Source organism: Pseudomonas sp. FSL R10-0056, from assembly GCF_009600105.1.
Taxonomy (GTDB): Bacteria; Pseudomonadota; Gammaproteobacteria; order Pseudomonadales; family Pseudomonadaceae; genus Aquipseudomonas; species Aquipseudomonas bubulae.
The window spans coordinates 111,174-125,906 of the sequence record NZ_WIWL01000171.1 but is presented as its reverse complement, the minus strand read 5'-3'; the positions used below and the strand labels follow the sequence as shown (position 1 = coordinate 125,906).

The following is a 14,733-nucleotide window of genomic DNA, read 5'->3' as shown; positions in this document are numbered from 1 at the left end:
CACAGGCTTATCGTGACGACACTGGATTATTTAACACTGAGTGCCAGCTTGCCAACCTGCGCAGCAGGCTGATAACCCGGAATCACCTGACCGTCAGCCAAAACGATGGCTGGCGTGCCATTGACGCCGATGGACTGGCCCATGGCGAACTGCTTGGCAACCGGATTGGCGCATTTTGGCGCCTCGACGGTTTTACCATCAGTCATCTTGTCCATCGCCGTTTTTTTGTCCTTGGAACACCACACCGCCTGCAGCTGCTGGTCACCCGGTGAGCCGAGGCCCTGACGCGGGAACGCAACATAGCGCACTTCAATCCCCATCTTGTTCAGTTGCGGGACTTCGGCATGCAATTTGTGGCAATACGGGCAAGTGGTGTCGGTAAATACCGTGATATGCGACTTGGTTTCGCCGATGGCAGGGTAAACGACGGTCTCTGCCACCGGAATGCCATTAATCAACTTGGCCACGCCAACACGTTCGGCCTGCTCGGTCAGGTTCACCGGCTTGCCGTCCTTGAGCTGGAACATGTAGCCCTGAACGATGAACTGGCCATCGGCACTGGCATACAGCACGCGGCTGCCCTTGAGCTTGACTTCATACAGGCCGGCCATGGGACTGGCACTGATGCTCTCGACCGGCACATCCAGTTGCAGGGTTTCGAGGCTCTTGCGGATTGCTTGTTCGGCGCCGGTATCGGCGAACGAGAAGGTGCTGACCAACGCAATGGCTGCGGCGGCGAAAATCTGGATCACACGCATGGGAACTCCTGAAGACGGGCAAAGCTGCCAACCCCGATACCCGTCCTGAAACAACGGGTTTGGGCGGCGCGCTTTCTAAACCGGCAAAGCCTACCACAGATGGCCTGCATGACCGACTCCGACTAGCCACGCGGGTGATGGAGGGCATGCAGGTCCTGCAGTCGGGCACGGGCAACATGGGTGTAAATCTGCGTCGTCGAGAGGTCGCTGTGCCCCAGCAGCATTTGCACCACACGCAAATCGGCGCCGTGATTGAGCAAATGGGTGGCGAAGGCATGGCGCAAGGTATGTGGCGACAGCGACTTGTCGATCCCGGCCACCCTGGCCTGATGCTTGATGCGATGCCAGAAGGTCTGGCGGGTCATCTGTTCACCGCGCTGACTGGGAAATAGCACATCACTGGGGCGACCGCCCAGCAGCTCATGCCGGGCATCGCGCATGTAGCGCTCGACCCGGACGATGGCCTCCTCCCCCATCGGCACCAGGCGTTCCTTGCTGCCCTTGCCCATCACGCGCAAAACGCCCTGGCGCAGGTTGACCTGCTCCAGGGTCAGGCTGATCAATTCGGTTACGCGCAGGCCACAGGCATACAGTACTTCAAGCATGGCCCGATCACGCTGGCCGATGGCCTCACTCAGATCAGGGGCGGCGAGCAGCGCTTCTACGTCTGCCTCTGACAGGGACTTGGGTAATGGCCTGCCCAACTGGGGCATATCGACCTGCAAGGTAGGGTCGACGGCAATCAGGTTTTCTCGCAGCAGATAACGATAGAAGCCACGCAAACCTGAGAGCAAGCGCGCAGTCGAGCGAGGCTTGTAGCCCTGCTCCAGGCGCCAGGCGAGATGATCGAGGATCAACTCGCGCCCGGCGCTGGCCACAGCGATACCGCGCTCCTGCAACCAGCCATTGAATAAGGCCAGGTCACTGCGATAAGCACCGCGGGTGTTGTCCGACAAGCCTTTTTCCAGCCACAGGGCATCCAGAAAACGGTCGATAAGTGGGTCGTCTATAGCGGGCATTGGCTCTCGAAACGCACAGGCCGGAGGCTGCGCACAAATATAAAGTGAACTGCAAAAGTGAGCGCTAGTCTTTCATGGCTGGCGGATGCCATAAACCCCAAGTTTTCACAGGATGACCTTATGACCGAACAACAGATTTTGCTGTCTTTCGGCGGCATCGGCATCGCTGCCCTGGGCTCACAGTGGCTGGCCTGGCGACTGAAGCTGCCGGCCATCCTGTTTCTGCTGTTGAGCGGGATCCTGGTCGGCCCGGTATTGGGCTGGCTGGACCCGCAAGAATTGTTCGGCCCGCTGCTGATGCCGCTGGTCTCACTGGCGGTGGCGCTGATTCTGTTTGAAGGCAGCCTGACCCTGCATTTGTCCGAGTGGCGCGAAATCGGCACTGTGGTCCATCGGCTGGTCACTATCGGTGCGCTCTCGACCTGGGCCGTGATCACCCTGGCGACCCATTGGCTACTGGGCTTTGACTGGCTTCTGGCCTTGCTGTTCGGCACGCTGACACTGGTCACCGGGCCTACGGTGATTGTGCCGATGCTGCGCGTAGTACGGCCCAAGGCATCGATTGCCAATATCCTGCGCTGGGAAGGCATTGTCATCGACCCGATTGGCGCGCTGCTGGCGGTGGTGGTCTACAGCTTTATCATCGCCAGCGCCACGGGCGAGGGCCTGAGCCACAGCCTGCTGACCTTTGCCGGGGTGATTGTATGCGGCAGCTTGTTCGGCATTGTAGGTGGCTGGATCATGGGGCAGATCGTACGCCGCCAATGGCTGCCGGAGTACCTGCACAGCCTGGCCACGCTGGCAGCAGTGCTGGGCGTATTTATTGGTGCCAATACGGTGATGCATGAGTCCGGACTGCTGGCGGTCACCTTGATGGGCATGTGGATGGCCAATATGAAGGGGGTGGATGTACGCAACATCCTGCACTTCAAGGAAAACCTGAGCATCTTCCTGATCTCGGGGCTGTTTATCCTGCTGGCGGCGCGCCTGGACTTGAACGCCATGATCGGCCTGGGGCCTGTGGTGCTGGTGTTGCTGCTGATTATTCAATTTATCGCCCGGCCTCTGAACGTGGTGATTTCGACCTTTGGCTCAAAACTGAACTGGCGCGAACGCGCCTTGCTCGCCTGGATCGCCCCACGCGGGATTGTCGCGGCAGCCGTTTCAGCAATTTTTGCGATCCGCCTGGACGAAGCAGGCCATGACGGCGCGCTGCTACTGGTGCCCCTGACCTTTGCAGTGATCATCGGTACGGTGGTGCTGCAAAGCGCGACGGCACGGCCCCTGGCCCGCCTGCTCAAAGTCGCGGAGCCGGCCCCCAGCGGCTTTTTGATCGTTGGCGCCAATGGCCCGGCCCGGGTTATTGGCAAGGCATTGCAGCAACTGGGCAGCCGCGTACTGCTAACCGATTCCAACTGGGAACACATTCGCGCCGCGCGCATGGACAACTTGCCCACTTACTTTGGCAATCCGGCTTCAGAGCATGCCGAGAGTCACCTGGATCTGGTGGGGCTGGGGCATTTGCTCGCACTGTCACCCTCTGGCGAGTTGAATACCCTGGCAGCGGCACGCTTTCATCACGAGTTCGGGCTGCAGCGCTTGTTTACACTGACCAATGGCCAGGAAATTCGCCGCACTGACAAGCATCGCGCCAGCCACGAGTACCGCGGTCAAGCCCTGGGCAACCCGGCGCTGACCTACGGTCAGCTCGCCAGTGAGTTGAGCCAGGGAGCCGAGCTGTACAGCACCACACTGACCGACAACTTCACCTGGGCGGACTACCTGGCCCTGCATGGCAAGCGCGTCACCCTGCTCTTCGCCCGCGACAACACTGGCTGGGTGCATGTAGTGACACCTGACAGTGAATTGAAACCAGGCTCCGGGTGGACGCTGCTGGCGTTGATCAGGCACCCGTAGCAGCTGTTACGAGGCAAACCCTGGCAACACCGGTACCGGGCGCTTGTCATCATCGATGGCGACAAAGCTGAACAAGCCCTGGATCGCCAGTTCGCGACCATCGCAGCTCATGCTTTCGACATACACCTCGACCTCAACCTTGAGGCTGGTGTTGCCAACTTTAACCACACGCCCCACCAGCTCAACGATGGAGCCAGCCGCGATCGGATGGTTGAAATCAATACGGTCCGTGGACACAGTCACCAACGGCAGACGACAAAAACGCGTTGCGGCAATAAACGAAACTTCGTCCATCCACGCCAGCGCGGTGCCGCCAAACAGGGTGTTGTGGTGATTGGTGGTAGAGGGGAATACCGCTTTGGTAATACGGGTAACGGAGAGGTCGGTACGGCGTTGAATCTCTTGCTCACGCGAAGTCATGCTTTCTTACTACCTACAACTGGACAAAGGTCTGACAAATCTCAGGCAACAAAAAAGCAGCCCGAAGGCTGCTTTTTTCTGCATCGGGAAGCTGGACTTAAGCCAGTTTTTCCTTGATGCGAGCTGCTTTACCCGACAGGTCGCGCAGGTAGTACAGCTTGGCTTTACGCACGTCACCGCGACGCTTAACAGCCATGCTGTCGATTTGCGGGCTGTAGGTCTGGAAAGTACGCTCTACGCCAACACCGTTGGAGATTTTACGAACAGTGAAAGCACTGTTCACGCCACGGTTACGCTTGGCAATCACTACACCTTCGAAAGCTTGCAGACGCGAACGATCGCCTTCCTTCACTTTCACCTGAACGACAATGGTGTCGCCCGGGGCAAAAGGAGGGATCTCTTTAGTCATCTGCTCTGCTTCGAGTGCAAGGATGATTTTGTTAGTCATGCTGTGCTCCTAAGGTAGATCAACTGATCTACCATCGATACGTTGTTAACTATCGTCCCGCTCGCGGATGTATTCCTCGAGCAGCTTCTTCTCTTCTCCAGAAAGCGAGCGGCTTTCCAGAAGATCGGCGCGTCGTTCAAAGGTCCGCCCAAGGGACTGCTGTAAACGCCAACGCCGGATGTGTGCATGATTGCCACTAAGCAATACGTCGGGAACACGCTGATCCGCATACACCTCCGGTCGGGTGTAGTGCGGGCAATCCAGCAGACCATCCGTGAAGGAATCTTCCTCCGCGGAGTCCGCATGCCCTAAAGCTCCAGGCAGCAGTCGTGTAACCGCATCAATCAGAACCATCGCCGGCAGCTCGCCACCAGAGAGTACATAGTCACCAATTGACCACTCTTCATCGACATAAGCGTCTATAAAACGCTCGTCAATGCCTTCATAACGACCTGCAATAAGGATTAATGCTTCCTCATTCGCCAGCTCGCGTACCGCCGACTGATTCAGTTGACGGCCTTGGGGCGACAGGTAAATCACCTTCGCCGCCTCTCCGGCTGCTTCTCTGGCCTGAACCAGTGCATCTTCCAGAGGCTTGATCTTCATCACCATGCCCGGACCACCGCCAAATGGGCGATCATCCACAGTGTGATGCCGATCCGTTGTGTAGTCTCGCGGGTTCCAACAAGTCAGCTGCAAGAGCCCTTGTTTCACCGCACGACTAGTGATGCCGTAGTCGCTGATGGCGGAAAACATTTCGGGAAACAAACTGATCACTTCTACGCGCAATTTAGCCACGCTTAGAAGTCCGCATCCCAATCCACCTTCATCTCGCCAGCTGCAAGGTCGACGCTCAACACGCATTGCTCTGTATAGGGCAACAAGCGATCACGATCATCCAGGCTACCTGGGCAAGGTTTGACTTCCATGACATCGTTCGAGCCAGTTTCCATCAGGTCAACAATCTTGCCGAGCAATTGCCCTTCAAGGTTGGTCACTTTCAGTCCCTGCAGCTGGTACCAGTAGTACTCGCCGTCGGTCAGCTCAGGAAACAGGTTACGCGGCACGCAGATTTCGAATTCACGAAGAAGACCAGCTTCATCACGGTCATCGAGACCCTTGAGCTTTACAACCAGAAACTTGCCGTTATGAGAACGGCCACTGACCAGCTCTGCCTGTCGTACATCATTACCGCGCCGAAGCGTCAGTTTTTTGTAGTCCAACAGGTTATCAATTGGATCCGTAAAGGAATAAACCTTCACTTCGCCGCGCACGCCGTGAATCGAGTAGATTTTGCCGATAACGATCAAATCATCAGCAGTTTCAGGCGTCACGCTCATATTGCTCAGGCCGCAGCCTTAGCGTTTTCTTTAACCAGCTGAGCAACACGCTCAGACAGTTGAGCACCAACGCTCAGCCAGTAGGCGAGGCGGTCTTCTTTAACGGAGAAACGGATTTCCTGACCACGGGCAACCGGGTTGAAGAAACCAATTTGTTCCTTGTGGGAACCGTCACGTGGGTTACGGCTGTCGGTAACGGTCAAGTGGTAAAACGGGCGCTTTTTGGAGCCGCCAAGGGCAAGACGGATTGTTAGCATGTGAACATCGTTCCTGTAGTCGGTGCTGCAAATCTAAAGGCACAGCGGGCATAGGTGCCCGAAAGGCCGCATATTCTAAGGAATATCCGGACTTTTGCAAATGTCTTTTTCTGGCGCCTATCGGCATGCCGTACAGACTTGCAACTAGGTCACCACGAATGGTGACAGGTCAGCTCCCGCACAGTGCGGGTTTGCCGGGTGTCTCGCATTGCTGCGAGTTGCCCGGACGCAAGCGTCCGGGCGGGTAAATTACATTTTTGGCATGCCGCCGCCGGGCATCATCGAGCCCATGCCGCGCATCATTTTCGCCATCCCACCTTTGGTGGAGAATTTTTTCATCATCTTTTGCATCTGCTTGTGCTGCTTGATCAAGCGGCCGATGTCCTGCACCTGAGTGCCGGAGCCCATGGCAATCCGGCGTTTGCGCGAACCGCTGATCAGCTCAGGGTCGCGGCGCTCGGCCGGGGTCATGGAGTTGATGATGGCTTCCATCTGCTTGAACTGTTTCTCAGCTGCGCCCTGGGCATTGCCCATTTGCGCCAGATTGACACCACCCATGTTCGGCAGTTTGTCCATGAGGCCGCCAAGGCCACCCATGTTCTTCATCTGTTGCAGCTGGTCGCGGAAGTCTTCGAGATCGAAGCCTTTGCCTTTTTTAAGCTTTTTAGCCAGTTTGTCGGCTTTGTCTTTATCGAGGGTCTGTTCGGCCTGCTCGATCAGGCTGAGCACGTCGCCCATGCCGAGGATGCGCGAAGCGATACGATCCGGGTGGAACGGCTCGAGCGCATCGCTCTTCTCACCCATACCGATGAACTTGATCGGCTTGCCGGTAATGGCTCGCACGGACAACGCCGCACCACCCCGGGCATCACCGTCGACCTTGGTCAGGATCACCCCGGTCAGCGGCAATGCATCACCGAACGCCTTGGCGGTGTTGGCCGCATCCTGGCCAGTCATGGCGTCGACGACAAACAGGGTTTCTGCCGGCTTGACGGCCGCGTGCAGCTCCTGGATCTCGGTCATCATCTCGGCATCGATATGCAGGCGACCTGCGGTATCGAGGATGACCACGTCGATGAACTTCAGCTTGGCTTCCGCAATGGCGGCGCGAGCGATGTCTACCGGCTTCTGGCTAAGGTCGGACGGGAAGAAGGTTACACCGACTTCATTGGCCAGGGTTTCGAGCTGTTTGATCGCAGCCGGACGATAAACGTCGGCCGAGACCACCATCACAGTTTTCTTTTTGCGCTCTTTAAGGAAGCGCGCCAGCTTGCCGGCAGTCGTGGTTTTACCAGCGCCCTGCAAACCGGCCATCAATACAACGGCTGGCGGCGTGACATTAAGGACCAGGTCCTCGTTGGCAGCGCCCATCAGGCTTTCAAGTTCAGCCTGAACAATTTTTACAAACGCCTGGCCCGGCGTCAGGCTGCGCGACACTTCAGTGCCGACAGCGCGCTCTTTGACCGCAGCGACGAAGTCTTTGACCACTGGCAAAGCCACGTCGGCTTCCAGCAACGCCATGCGTACTTCACGCAGGGTGTCTTTGATATTGTCTTCGGTCAGCTTGGCCTTGCCGGTGACATGGCGCAGCGTCTGCGAAAGACGGTCGGTTAAATTTTCAAACATGCGCGATCCTTTCAGGCCCAAAGTAGACCGGGGTTATTGCGGCCCAGCCCGTGTAAAACTGATGCTCGGCGAGCCTGCGGCGTGGGCAGGTCGCGGATTATAGCGAAGACTGGCCGTGTCCGACACCATGCCGTCGGCTTATGTGGTCTTTCGTGCACAGGCGGTTGTATGCCAAACTCAGTCCTTTCGGGCTTGCCTAACAGGATTTATGCTCCCCTTGTCACCCAGTTTGCTACCCAGCCTCGCCGCCGCCTGCTTGTATGCCGCTGCGACCTTCTATCAGGGCTCTTGTCTGCGCCAGGGCGCAAAGGCAAACAAACGCCTGTTGGTGACGCTCGGCATTCTTGCCGTACTTGCCCACGCCGCCAGCCTGTTCACCCACCTGATGACGCCTGCAGGCCTTGAACTGGACTTCTTCAGTGCAGCCAGCCTGATTGCCGTGGCCGTGATTACCGTGACCCTGGCGGCCTGCGCCCGCATACCGGTCGAGAACCTGCTGCTGCTTTTATACCCGCTGGGCATGCTGACAGTACTGCTGTCCGAATTCGCCCCGCCCGGCACGGTTCAGGTCATTAATGAAGAGCCAGGCATACTCGCGCATATCCTGCTGTCGATTCTGGCCTATGGCATGTTCACCATTGCGGTGTTCCAGGCGCTGTTGCTGTCGCTGCAGAACTATCAGCTCAAGCACAAGCATCCCAAGGGCCTGATCAAGAACTTCCCGCCACTGCAAACCATGGAAAGCCTGCTCTTCGGCTTTCTCTGGGCCGGCTGGTCGCTGCTTTCGCTGTCCCTGGTTTCCGGTTGGCTGTTTCTGGGCAACCTGTTCGCCCAGCACCTGGTGCACAAGACCCTGCTGGCCTGCCTGGCCTGGATCGTATTCAGCGTGTTGCTGTGGGGCCGTCACCACCTCGGCTGGCGCGGTCACAAGGCCATCCGCTGGACCTTTGCCGGTTTTTGCCTGCTGATGCTGGCCTACTTTGGCAGCAAGCTGGTTCGTGAATACATTCTGCATATCTGACGGGCGATAATTATGGATAGCTTGCCCCCTGGGCCGATTCTGACAATTTCGGCACTATTGATCGCAGGAGCCGCTGTATTTATCGGCTTTATACTGGGCAAAAGCAGTGCCCGCGCCAGGCGCACCAACGCCCAGCAGCTGCGAGAGGAGGCTCCCCAGCAACAGGACGAGCAGCCCAACAGCCGCCCGGCCCTGCTATCAGGCATCCATGCGCTGGACAACATCACGGTCAACGATATCCTGATCCCGCGCAACGAAGTCGAAGGCCTGAACCTCGACGACCCGATCGAAGACCTGATTGAGCAGTTGCGCCAGACCTCGCGCACACGCCTGCCGGTGTTTCACAACGACATCAACCAGGTCGAAGCCATCCTCAATACCCGCCACATCCAGCACATGCTGCCCGACGCCAGCCTGACCAAAGAAGCACTGCTGGCCGTTTGCCACGAACCTTACTTCATCCCCGAAAGCACCCCGCTGCAACTGCAACTGCTTAACTTCCACAAGCAGCAGCGCCGCCTGGGCGTGGTGGTCGATGAATATGGCGAAGTGCTTGGCATCGTGACGCTTGAGGACATCCTCGAAGAGATCGTCGGCGAGTTCGAAGACGAGCAGAATATCGATAACCCCCATATCGACCCCCTGCCCGACGGCCGTTATGTTGTCGATGGTGCAGCCTCCATTCGCGAGCTGAACAAAGCCCTGGGCTGGCACCTGCCCTGCGACGGCCCGAAAACCCTCAATGGCCTGGTCACCGAAGCGCTGGAAACCATCCCCGAGACCACCGTGTGCCTGAAAATCGGCGGCTATCGCCTGGAGATCCTCCAGACCGAAGAAAACCGCGTCAGCCGCGTACTGATCTGGCACAACAGCGTCAAGCCCGCGGTTTAATCGCCGCGCAAGGTCTTGTTACATTTGAGCGGGCCTCCCTATAATCATCATCGCTTACCCAAGCCTCGCCAACACGCGTGTTACCCGCACCCAGCGCTGTCGGCGCGTTGTATGACGCAGTACCTGCGTACGTTCCCATCCTGAACTGCGCTTGCACCCTGTTATCCCTCAGGGCCAACGACCATAAAAATTGCTCGCCATGTCGCACCGCCAAAGCGGACATCGGCACAGGGCTCATAACTGTCAGGGATATACGCATGACCTCCAGCACAACCTATAGCGAAGCTACGCCCGACAAGCCGGCCAACTCCGCCACCCGCGTTGCCACGGCCAGCTTTATTGGCACGGCCATCGAGTTCTACGACTTTTATGTGTATGCCACCGCCGCTGCACTGGTGATAGGCCCGGTATTTTTTCCGCAGACATCCGGTACCGCACAAATGCTGTCGGCGTTTCTGACCTTCGGCATCGCCTTTCTCGCCCGCCCGCTGGGCTCATTCCTGTTTGGCCACTTCGGTGACCGCATCGGACGCAAATCCACCCTGGTGGCCTCACTGCTACTGATGGGCGTGTGCACCACATTGATCGGGGTGCTGCCGGGCTACGCCACGATCGGCGCCTGGGCCCCGATCCTGCTGTGCGTGCTGCGCTTCGGCCAGGGCCTGGGGCTGGGTGGCGAATGGGGCGGCGCGGCATTGCTGGCCACCGAGAACGCCCCCAAGGGCAAGCGCGCCTGGTATGGCATGTTTCCGCAACTGGGGCCTTCGATCGGTTTTCTGGCGGCCAATGGCCTGTTTCTGATTCTGGCCATGAGCCTGAGCGATGAGCAGTTCCGCTCCTGGGGCTGGCGCATCCCCTTCCTGCTTAGCGCAGCGCTGGTGATGGTGGGTCTGTATGTACGCCTGAAGCTGGAAGAGACACCGGTGTTTGCCAAGGCCGTAGCACAGCACGAGCGGGTGAAAATGCCCATCGTCGAACTCTTCAGCCAATACTGGGCACCGATGCTGCTGGGCGCCGCTTCGATGGTGGTGTGTTACGCACTGTTCTATATCTCGACAGTGTTTTCCCTGAGCTATGGCGTGTCCACGCTGGGCTATACCCGCGAAACCTTCCTCGGCCTGCTGTGTTTTGCCGTGCTGTTCATGGCGGCGGCCACACCTCTGTCGGCCTGGGCCAGTGACCGTTATGGACGCAAGCCGGTGCTGATAGTCGGTGGCGTGCTGGCGATCTTGTCAGGCTTTCTGATGGAGCCTCTGCTCACCCACGGCACCACCTGGGGTGTGGCGCTGTTCCTGTGCATCGAGCTGTTTTTGATGGGCGTGACCTTTGCCCCGATGGGTGCCCTGCTCCCTGAACTGTTCCCGACCCGCGTGCGCTATACCGGCGCGTCGGCGGCTTACAATCTGGGTGGCATTGTCGGAGCTTCCGCTGCACCTTTTTTTGCGCAAAAGCTGGTGAGCATGGGGGGGTTGAGCTGGGTAGGCGGGTACGTGTCGGGCGCAGCGATTCTCAGCCTGATTGCCGTGCTGTGCCTGAAGGAAACGAGAGAGGCTGACCTGAACAAGGTGGCTTGAAGAAACACTTAACCTGTGGGAGCGGGCTTGCGCGCGATTGCAACGCCTCGGTACATCAGATGTACCGGGGCAATTGAATCGCGAGCTAGCCCGCTCCCACAATGGTTTTTACAGCTCTACAACTACTGCCTTGGCCGCGCGGGTCGCTTTGGCGCGAGCTGCTTCAATCGACTCATCGCGAGCCAGGGCCACGCCCATGCGACGCTGGCCGTTGACCTCTGGCTTGCCGAACAGGCGCAATGCGGTGTCCGGTTCGCTCAGGGCAGCACCCAGGTTGGCGAATGCAGTCTGGGTCGACTGACCTTCTACCAGAATCACCGCCGAAGCCGATGGCCCGAACTGACGAATCAATGGAATCGGCAGGCCGAGAATGGCGCGAGCATGCAATGCGAACTGCGACAGATCCTGAGAAATCAATGTCACCAGGCCGGTATCGTGCGGGCGCGGCGACACTTCGCTGAACCACACCTGATCGCCCTTGATAAACAACTCAACGCCAAACAGACCACGACCACCCAGCGCTTCAGTAACAGCCTTGGCGACACGCTCGGACTCGGCCAGCGCGATCGGACTCATTGCCTGCGGCTGCCAGGATTCCTGGTAATCGCCCTTCTCCTGTCGGTGACCAACCGGTGCACAGAACGTGGTACCGCCAATATGGCGCACGGTCAGCAAAGTAATTTCGTAATCGAAGTCGATAAAGCCTTCGATAATGACCCGACCCTTGCCCGCACGACCGCCTTCCTGCGCGTAGTCCCACGCTGCCTTAACCTCCTCAGCACTGCGCAGCAGGCTCTGGCCCTTGCCTGACGAACTCATCACCGGCTTGACCACGCACGGGAAGCCCAGATCCAGCACGGCGGCGCTGTAGTCTTCAAAGGTGTCGGCAAAATGGTACGGCGAGGTTGGCAGGTCCAGCTCTTCGGCTGCCAGGCGACGAATGCCTTCGCGGTTCATGGTCAACGACGTGGCACGCGCCGTCGGAATAACGGTGAAACCTTCAGCTTCCAGCTCCACCAGGGTGGCGGTGGCGATGGCTTCGATTTCCGGAACGATAAAGTGCGGTTGTTCTGCTTCGATGACGGCACGCAGGGCGGCGCCGTCAAGCATGTTGATCACATGGCTGCGATGGGCAACCTGCATGGCAGGTGCATTGGCGTAGCGATCGACGGCGATCACTTCGACCCCCAGGCGCTGCAATTCGATGACAACTTCTTTGCCCAGCTCACCGCAGCCACACAACATGACGCGGGTCGCAGTGGGCGACAGTGGAGTTCCGATACGGGTCATTTCAGGTCCTCAAGGAAACAAAATCATCGAAGGCACTGACCAAGCCAGCGCCTGCAGGGGGATACAAAGGCCGGCATTTTACATGACTAGACCGAGGCTTTGCGCAAACGCCAGGCCATTGCCAGCCATACGCAGGTGACGCCGGCGAATTTCGAGGCCATGGCGGTAATGATCACGCCAGGGGTAAAGGCATCGATCATGCCGAAGAAGATAAAGGTGTCGATCGGGATGCTCAGCGCAGAGCTGATCCACAAGCGGTCATGCAAAGGGCGTTTGGTGATGCTGAACACCAGCCAGTCGATGCACTCGGACACGGCGAAGGCAGTGGCGCTGGCCAGTGCAATGGAAGGATCGGAGGTGACGTACGACAACACCAGGGCCGCCAGCATGGCCAGCAGGGCACCGTGACCGAATCGGGTTTGCACCATGTCGCGCAATACAAACACCAGGCCACCCCAGGCTGACCAGATGATGTCCAGGTGCGGCGCAGTGGAAAACGCGTAGTTGATCAGCACGACGCTGGCGATATAAGCGACAAGAAACAGCATGGCAGCGGGCGACACCTCTAAATAAGGCGCACAGGGTACTTGAGTCGCAGTCGATTTTGTACCCGCGACATCCCCCTGCGGGAGCGGGCTTGCTCACGATGACATCAGCGCAGTTTGCCTGACAGGCCGTGGCGCCTGCATCGCGAGCAAGCCCGCTCACACAATAAAGAAGCGTTGTCAGCTACCGGAACCCAACATCCACACCACACCACTGGCTTTGGCCCGCTCATGGCACAGCACTAGCACCTCGCGGCGCTCCGGGTTGGTCATGCGGCTCCAGCGGGTGATTTCCGCCACGGTACGCTGGCAGCCACTGCACACATCGTCGTCGTCCAGCGCGCAGATATTCACACAGGGCGAGGCGACCGGGCGCTCTGCTTCTGTCATTGCTCTTGCACCTGAAGGTCACGGGCATATCGCTGGCCGTTCTTGACGTAGTGGGCCGCGCTGGCTTCCAGCAATTTTTTCTGCTCATCCGTCAGGTCACGTACCACCTTGCCCGGCGACCCCATGACCAGCGAGCCGTCCGGAATTTCCTTACCTTCGCCAATCAACGAATTGGCGCCAATGATGCAGTGCTTGCCGATTTTCGCGCCATTGAGGATCACCGCATTGATACCGATCAGGCTGTAATCGCCCACCGTACAACCATGCAACATGGCGTTATGACCGATGGTCACGCCCGTGCCAAGTGTGAGCGGATAGCCCATGTCGGTATGCATCACCGCGCCATCTTGCACATTGCTGTGCTTGCCGATCAGGATCAGTTCGTTATCGCCACGCAACACGGCGTTAAACCAGACACTGGCGCCCTCTTCCAGGCGCACCTTGCCGATCAGGGTGGCATTGGGTGCGGTCCAGCTTTCGGGATGGGTTTCGACGAACGAGTCGCCCAAGCGGTATTTCATGGGATGTCCTCAAGGCAGGCGTGGCCGTCTGCTGACGGCTCTAAATTGGAATGGAACGTTCAGGCGGGGTATGCAGGTTGATATTGACGTCGTCATAGAGCAGGTTCATCAGCTCCACGATCATGATTGCCGTCAGTCCCCAGATTTTATACACGCCAAAACGGTAGCTCGGCACGTACCAGCTACGGCCCTGGTAGTCGATGCGATGAGTGTGCTCACGCGGGTCCTGGCGGAAGAACTCCAGCGGCACGCTGAATACCGCGGCGATTTCGGCGTCATTGGCCAGATACTCAACGTAATCCGGGACCAGACCGACATAAGGCGTTACGCGAATACCGTGTAACGAGATCAAGGGGCTCAGCGGCCCGATCACCTCGACCAGCCCCGGCGGCAAGCCGATTTCTTCTTCGGCCTCACGCAGGGCGGTGAACACCAGGTCGGGGTCTTCCGGGTCGCGGCGACCGCCCGGAAAAGCCACTTCACCACCGTGGGTCGACAACCCGCTGGCACGCAGGGTGAGAATCAGCTCAGGCTCAGAACTGCGTGTGACCGGCAACAACACCGCAGCTTCCGGGTAATTCCGTTCTGTTTCCAGCGTCCGTGGGGTATAGCGGCTCACACGGCCAAGCAGCTCGTCCAGCATAGGTCATCTCGATCCGGCACTTATCGGGCATCATGCACCAAATCGCACCGGGCACCCAAGTCCTACAGTGTCG

At 58.4% G+C, this 14,733-nt stretch carries 16 protein-coding genes and 1 pseudogene; 4 read left to right on the top strand and 13 right to left on the bottom strand.

Annotation, left to right across the window (positions count from 1 at the left end):
- Positions 1-26: 26 nt before the first annotated feature.
- On the bottom strand, positions 27-758 hold the full coding sequence (locus tag GHO42_RS10645; protein ID WP_095001255.1) for a DsbC family protein: 732 nt from the start codon (positions 756-758) through the stop codon (positions 27-29).
- A 122-nt stretch (positions 759-880) separates the two neighbouring features.
- Positions 881-1,777 (bottom strand): site-specific tyrosine recombinase XerD, encoded by an 897-nt coding sequence (gene xerD, locus GHO42_RS10640; RefSeq protein WP_095001254.1) that lies wholly within the window; start codon positions 1,775-1,777, stop codon positions 881-883.
- A 120-nt stretch (positions 1,778-1,897) separates the two neighbouring features.
- Here xerD and GHO42_RS10635 point away from each other — a divergent pair, with 120 nt between their 5' ends.
- Positions 1,898-3,694: a sodium:proton antiporter gene (locus tag GHO42_RS10635; RefSeq protein ID WP_095001253.1), complete on the top strand. Its 1,797-nt coding sequence runs from the start codon at positions 1,898-1,900 to the stop codon at positions 3,692-3,694.
- 6 nt (positions 3,695-3,700) lie between these two features.
- Here GHO42_RS10635 and GHO42_RS10630 read toward each other — a convergent pair whose 3' ends face one another.
- The 6 genes from GHO42_RS10630 to ffh all read right to left on the bottom strand — a co-directional run bounded on the left by GHO42_RS10630 (position 3,701) and on the right by ffh (position 7,785).
- A complete protein-coding gene (locus GHO42_RS10630) occupies positions 3,701-4,114 on the bottom strand; it encodes an acyl-CoA thioesterase (RefSeq protein WP_095001252.1) in 414 nt (137 codons plus the stop codon).
- A 97-nt stretch (positions 4,115-4,211) separates the two neighbouring features.
- Complete coding sequence (rplS, locus tag GHO42_RS10625) at positions 4,212-4,562, bottom strand: 50S ribosomal protein L19 (protein ID WP_003440273.1); 351 nt, start codon at positions 4,560-4,562, stop codon at positions 4,212-4,214.
- 45 nt (positions 4,563-4,607) lie between these two features.
- On the bottom strand, positions 4,608-5,360 hold the full coding sequence (gene trmD, locus GHO42_RS10620) for a tRNA (guanosine(37)-N1)-methyltransferase TrmD (protein WP_003440270.1): 753 nt from the start codon (positions 5,358-5,360) through the stop codon (positions 4,608-4,610).
- Positions 5,361-5,362: 2 nt separating this feature from the next.
- A complete protein-coding gene (rimM, locus tag GHO42_RS10615) occupies positions 5,363-5,902 on the bottom strand; it encodes a ribosome maturation factor RimM (protein WP_048363294.1) in 540 nt (179 codons plus the stop codon).
- A 5-nt stretch (positions 5,903-5,907) separates the two neighbouring features.
- The gene (gene rpsP, locus GHO42_RS10610) at positions 5,908-6,159 is read right to left on the bottom strand and encodes a 30S ribosomal protein S16 (protein ID WP_095001251.1); all 252 of its coding nucleotides are present in this window, start codon (positions 6,157-6,159) and stop codon (positions 5,908-5,910) included.
- A gap of 249 nt (positions 6,160-6,408) precedes the next feature.
- Complete coding sequence (gene ffh / locus GHO42_RS10605; protein ID WP_095001250.1) at positions 6,409-7,785, bottom strand: signal recognition particle protein; 1,377 nt, start codon at positions 7,783-7,785, stop codon at positions 6,409-6,411.
- Between the two features lie 208 nt (positions 7,786-7,993).
- On the opposite strand from ffh, the gene GHO42_RS10600 reads away from it, so the two are divergent.
- From GHO42_RS10600 to GHO42_RS10590, 3 genes and pseudogenes are all read left to right on the top strand, one after another.
- Entirely contained in the window at positions 7,994-8,806 is an 813-nt protein-coding gene (locus GHO42_RS10600) for an inner membrane protein YpjD (RefSeq protein WP_095001249.1), read from the top strand.
- A gap of 186 nt (positions 8,807-8,992) precedes the next feature.
- Positions 8,993-9,697 (top strand): annotated as a pseudogene (locus GHO42_RS10595) (transporter associated domain-containing protein); the annotation flags it as partial.
- Positions 9,698-9,954: 257 nt separating this feature from the next.
- Positions 9,955-11,271: an MFS transporter gene (locus GHO42_RS10590; protein ID WP_153326471.1), complete on the top strand. Its 1,317-nt coding sequence runs from the start codon at positions 9,955-9,957 to the stop codon at positions 11,269-11,271.
- A 108-nt stretch (positions 11,272-11,379) separates the two neighbouring features.
- Here GHO42_RS10590 and purT read toward each other — a convergent pair whose 3' ends face one another.
- From purT to GHO42_RS10565, 5 genes are all read right to left on the bottom strand, one after another.
- Positions 11,380-12,561, bottom strand: coding sequence for a formate-dependent phosphoribosylglycinamide formyltransferase (purT, locus tag GHO42_RS10585; protein WP_133144293.1), 1,182 nt, complete (start codon positions 12,559-12,561; stop codon positions 11,380-11,382).
- Positions 12,562-12,647: 86 nt separating this feature from the next.
- Positions 12,648-13,109 carry a VUT family protein gene (locus tag GHO42_RS10580; RefSeq protein WP_095018202.1) on the bottom strand — a complete coding sequence of 154 codons (462 nt, stop codon included), beginning with the start codon at positions 13,107-13,109 and terminating at the stop codon, positions 12,648-12,650.
- Positions 13,110-13,286: 177 nt separating this feature from the next.
- Positions 13,287-13,496: a DUF1289 domain-containing protein gene (locus GHO42_RS10575; protein ID WP_016781908.1), complete on the bottom strand. Its 210-nt coding sequence runs from the start codon at positions 13,494-13,496 to the stop codon at positions 13,287-13,289.
- Positions 13,493-14,017 (bottom strand): gamma carbonic anhydrase family protein, encoded by a 525-nt coding sequence (locus tag GHO42_RS10570; RefSeq protein WP_095001245.1) that lies wholly within the window; start codon positions 14,015-14,017, stop codon positions 13,493-13,495. Before GHO42_RS10570 ends, GHO42_RS10575 begins: the two co-directional genes overlap by 4 nt.
- A 40-nt stretch (positions 14,018-14,057) precedes the next feature.
- On the bottom strand, positions 14,058-14,660 hold the full coding sequence (locus tag GHO42_RS10565) for a CoA pyrophosphatase (RefSeq protein WP_095001244.1): 603 nt from the start codon (positions 14,658-14,660) through the stop codon (positions 14,058-14,060).
- Between the last annotated feature and the right edge of the window lie 73 nt (positions 14,661-14,733).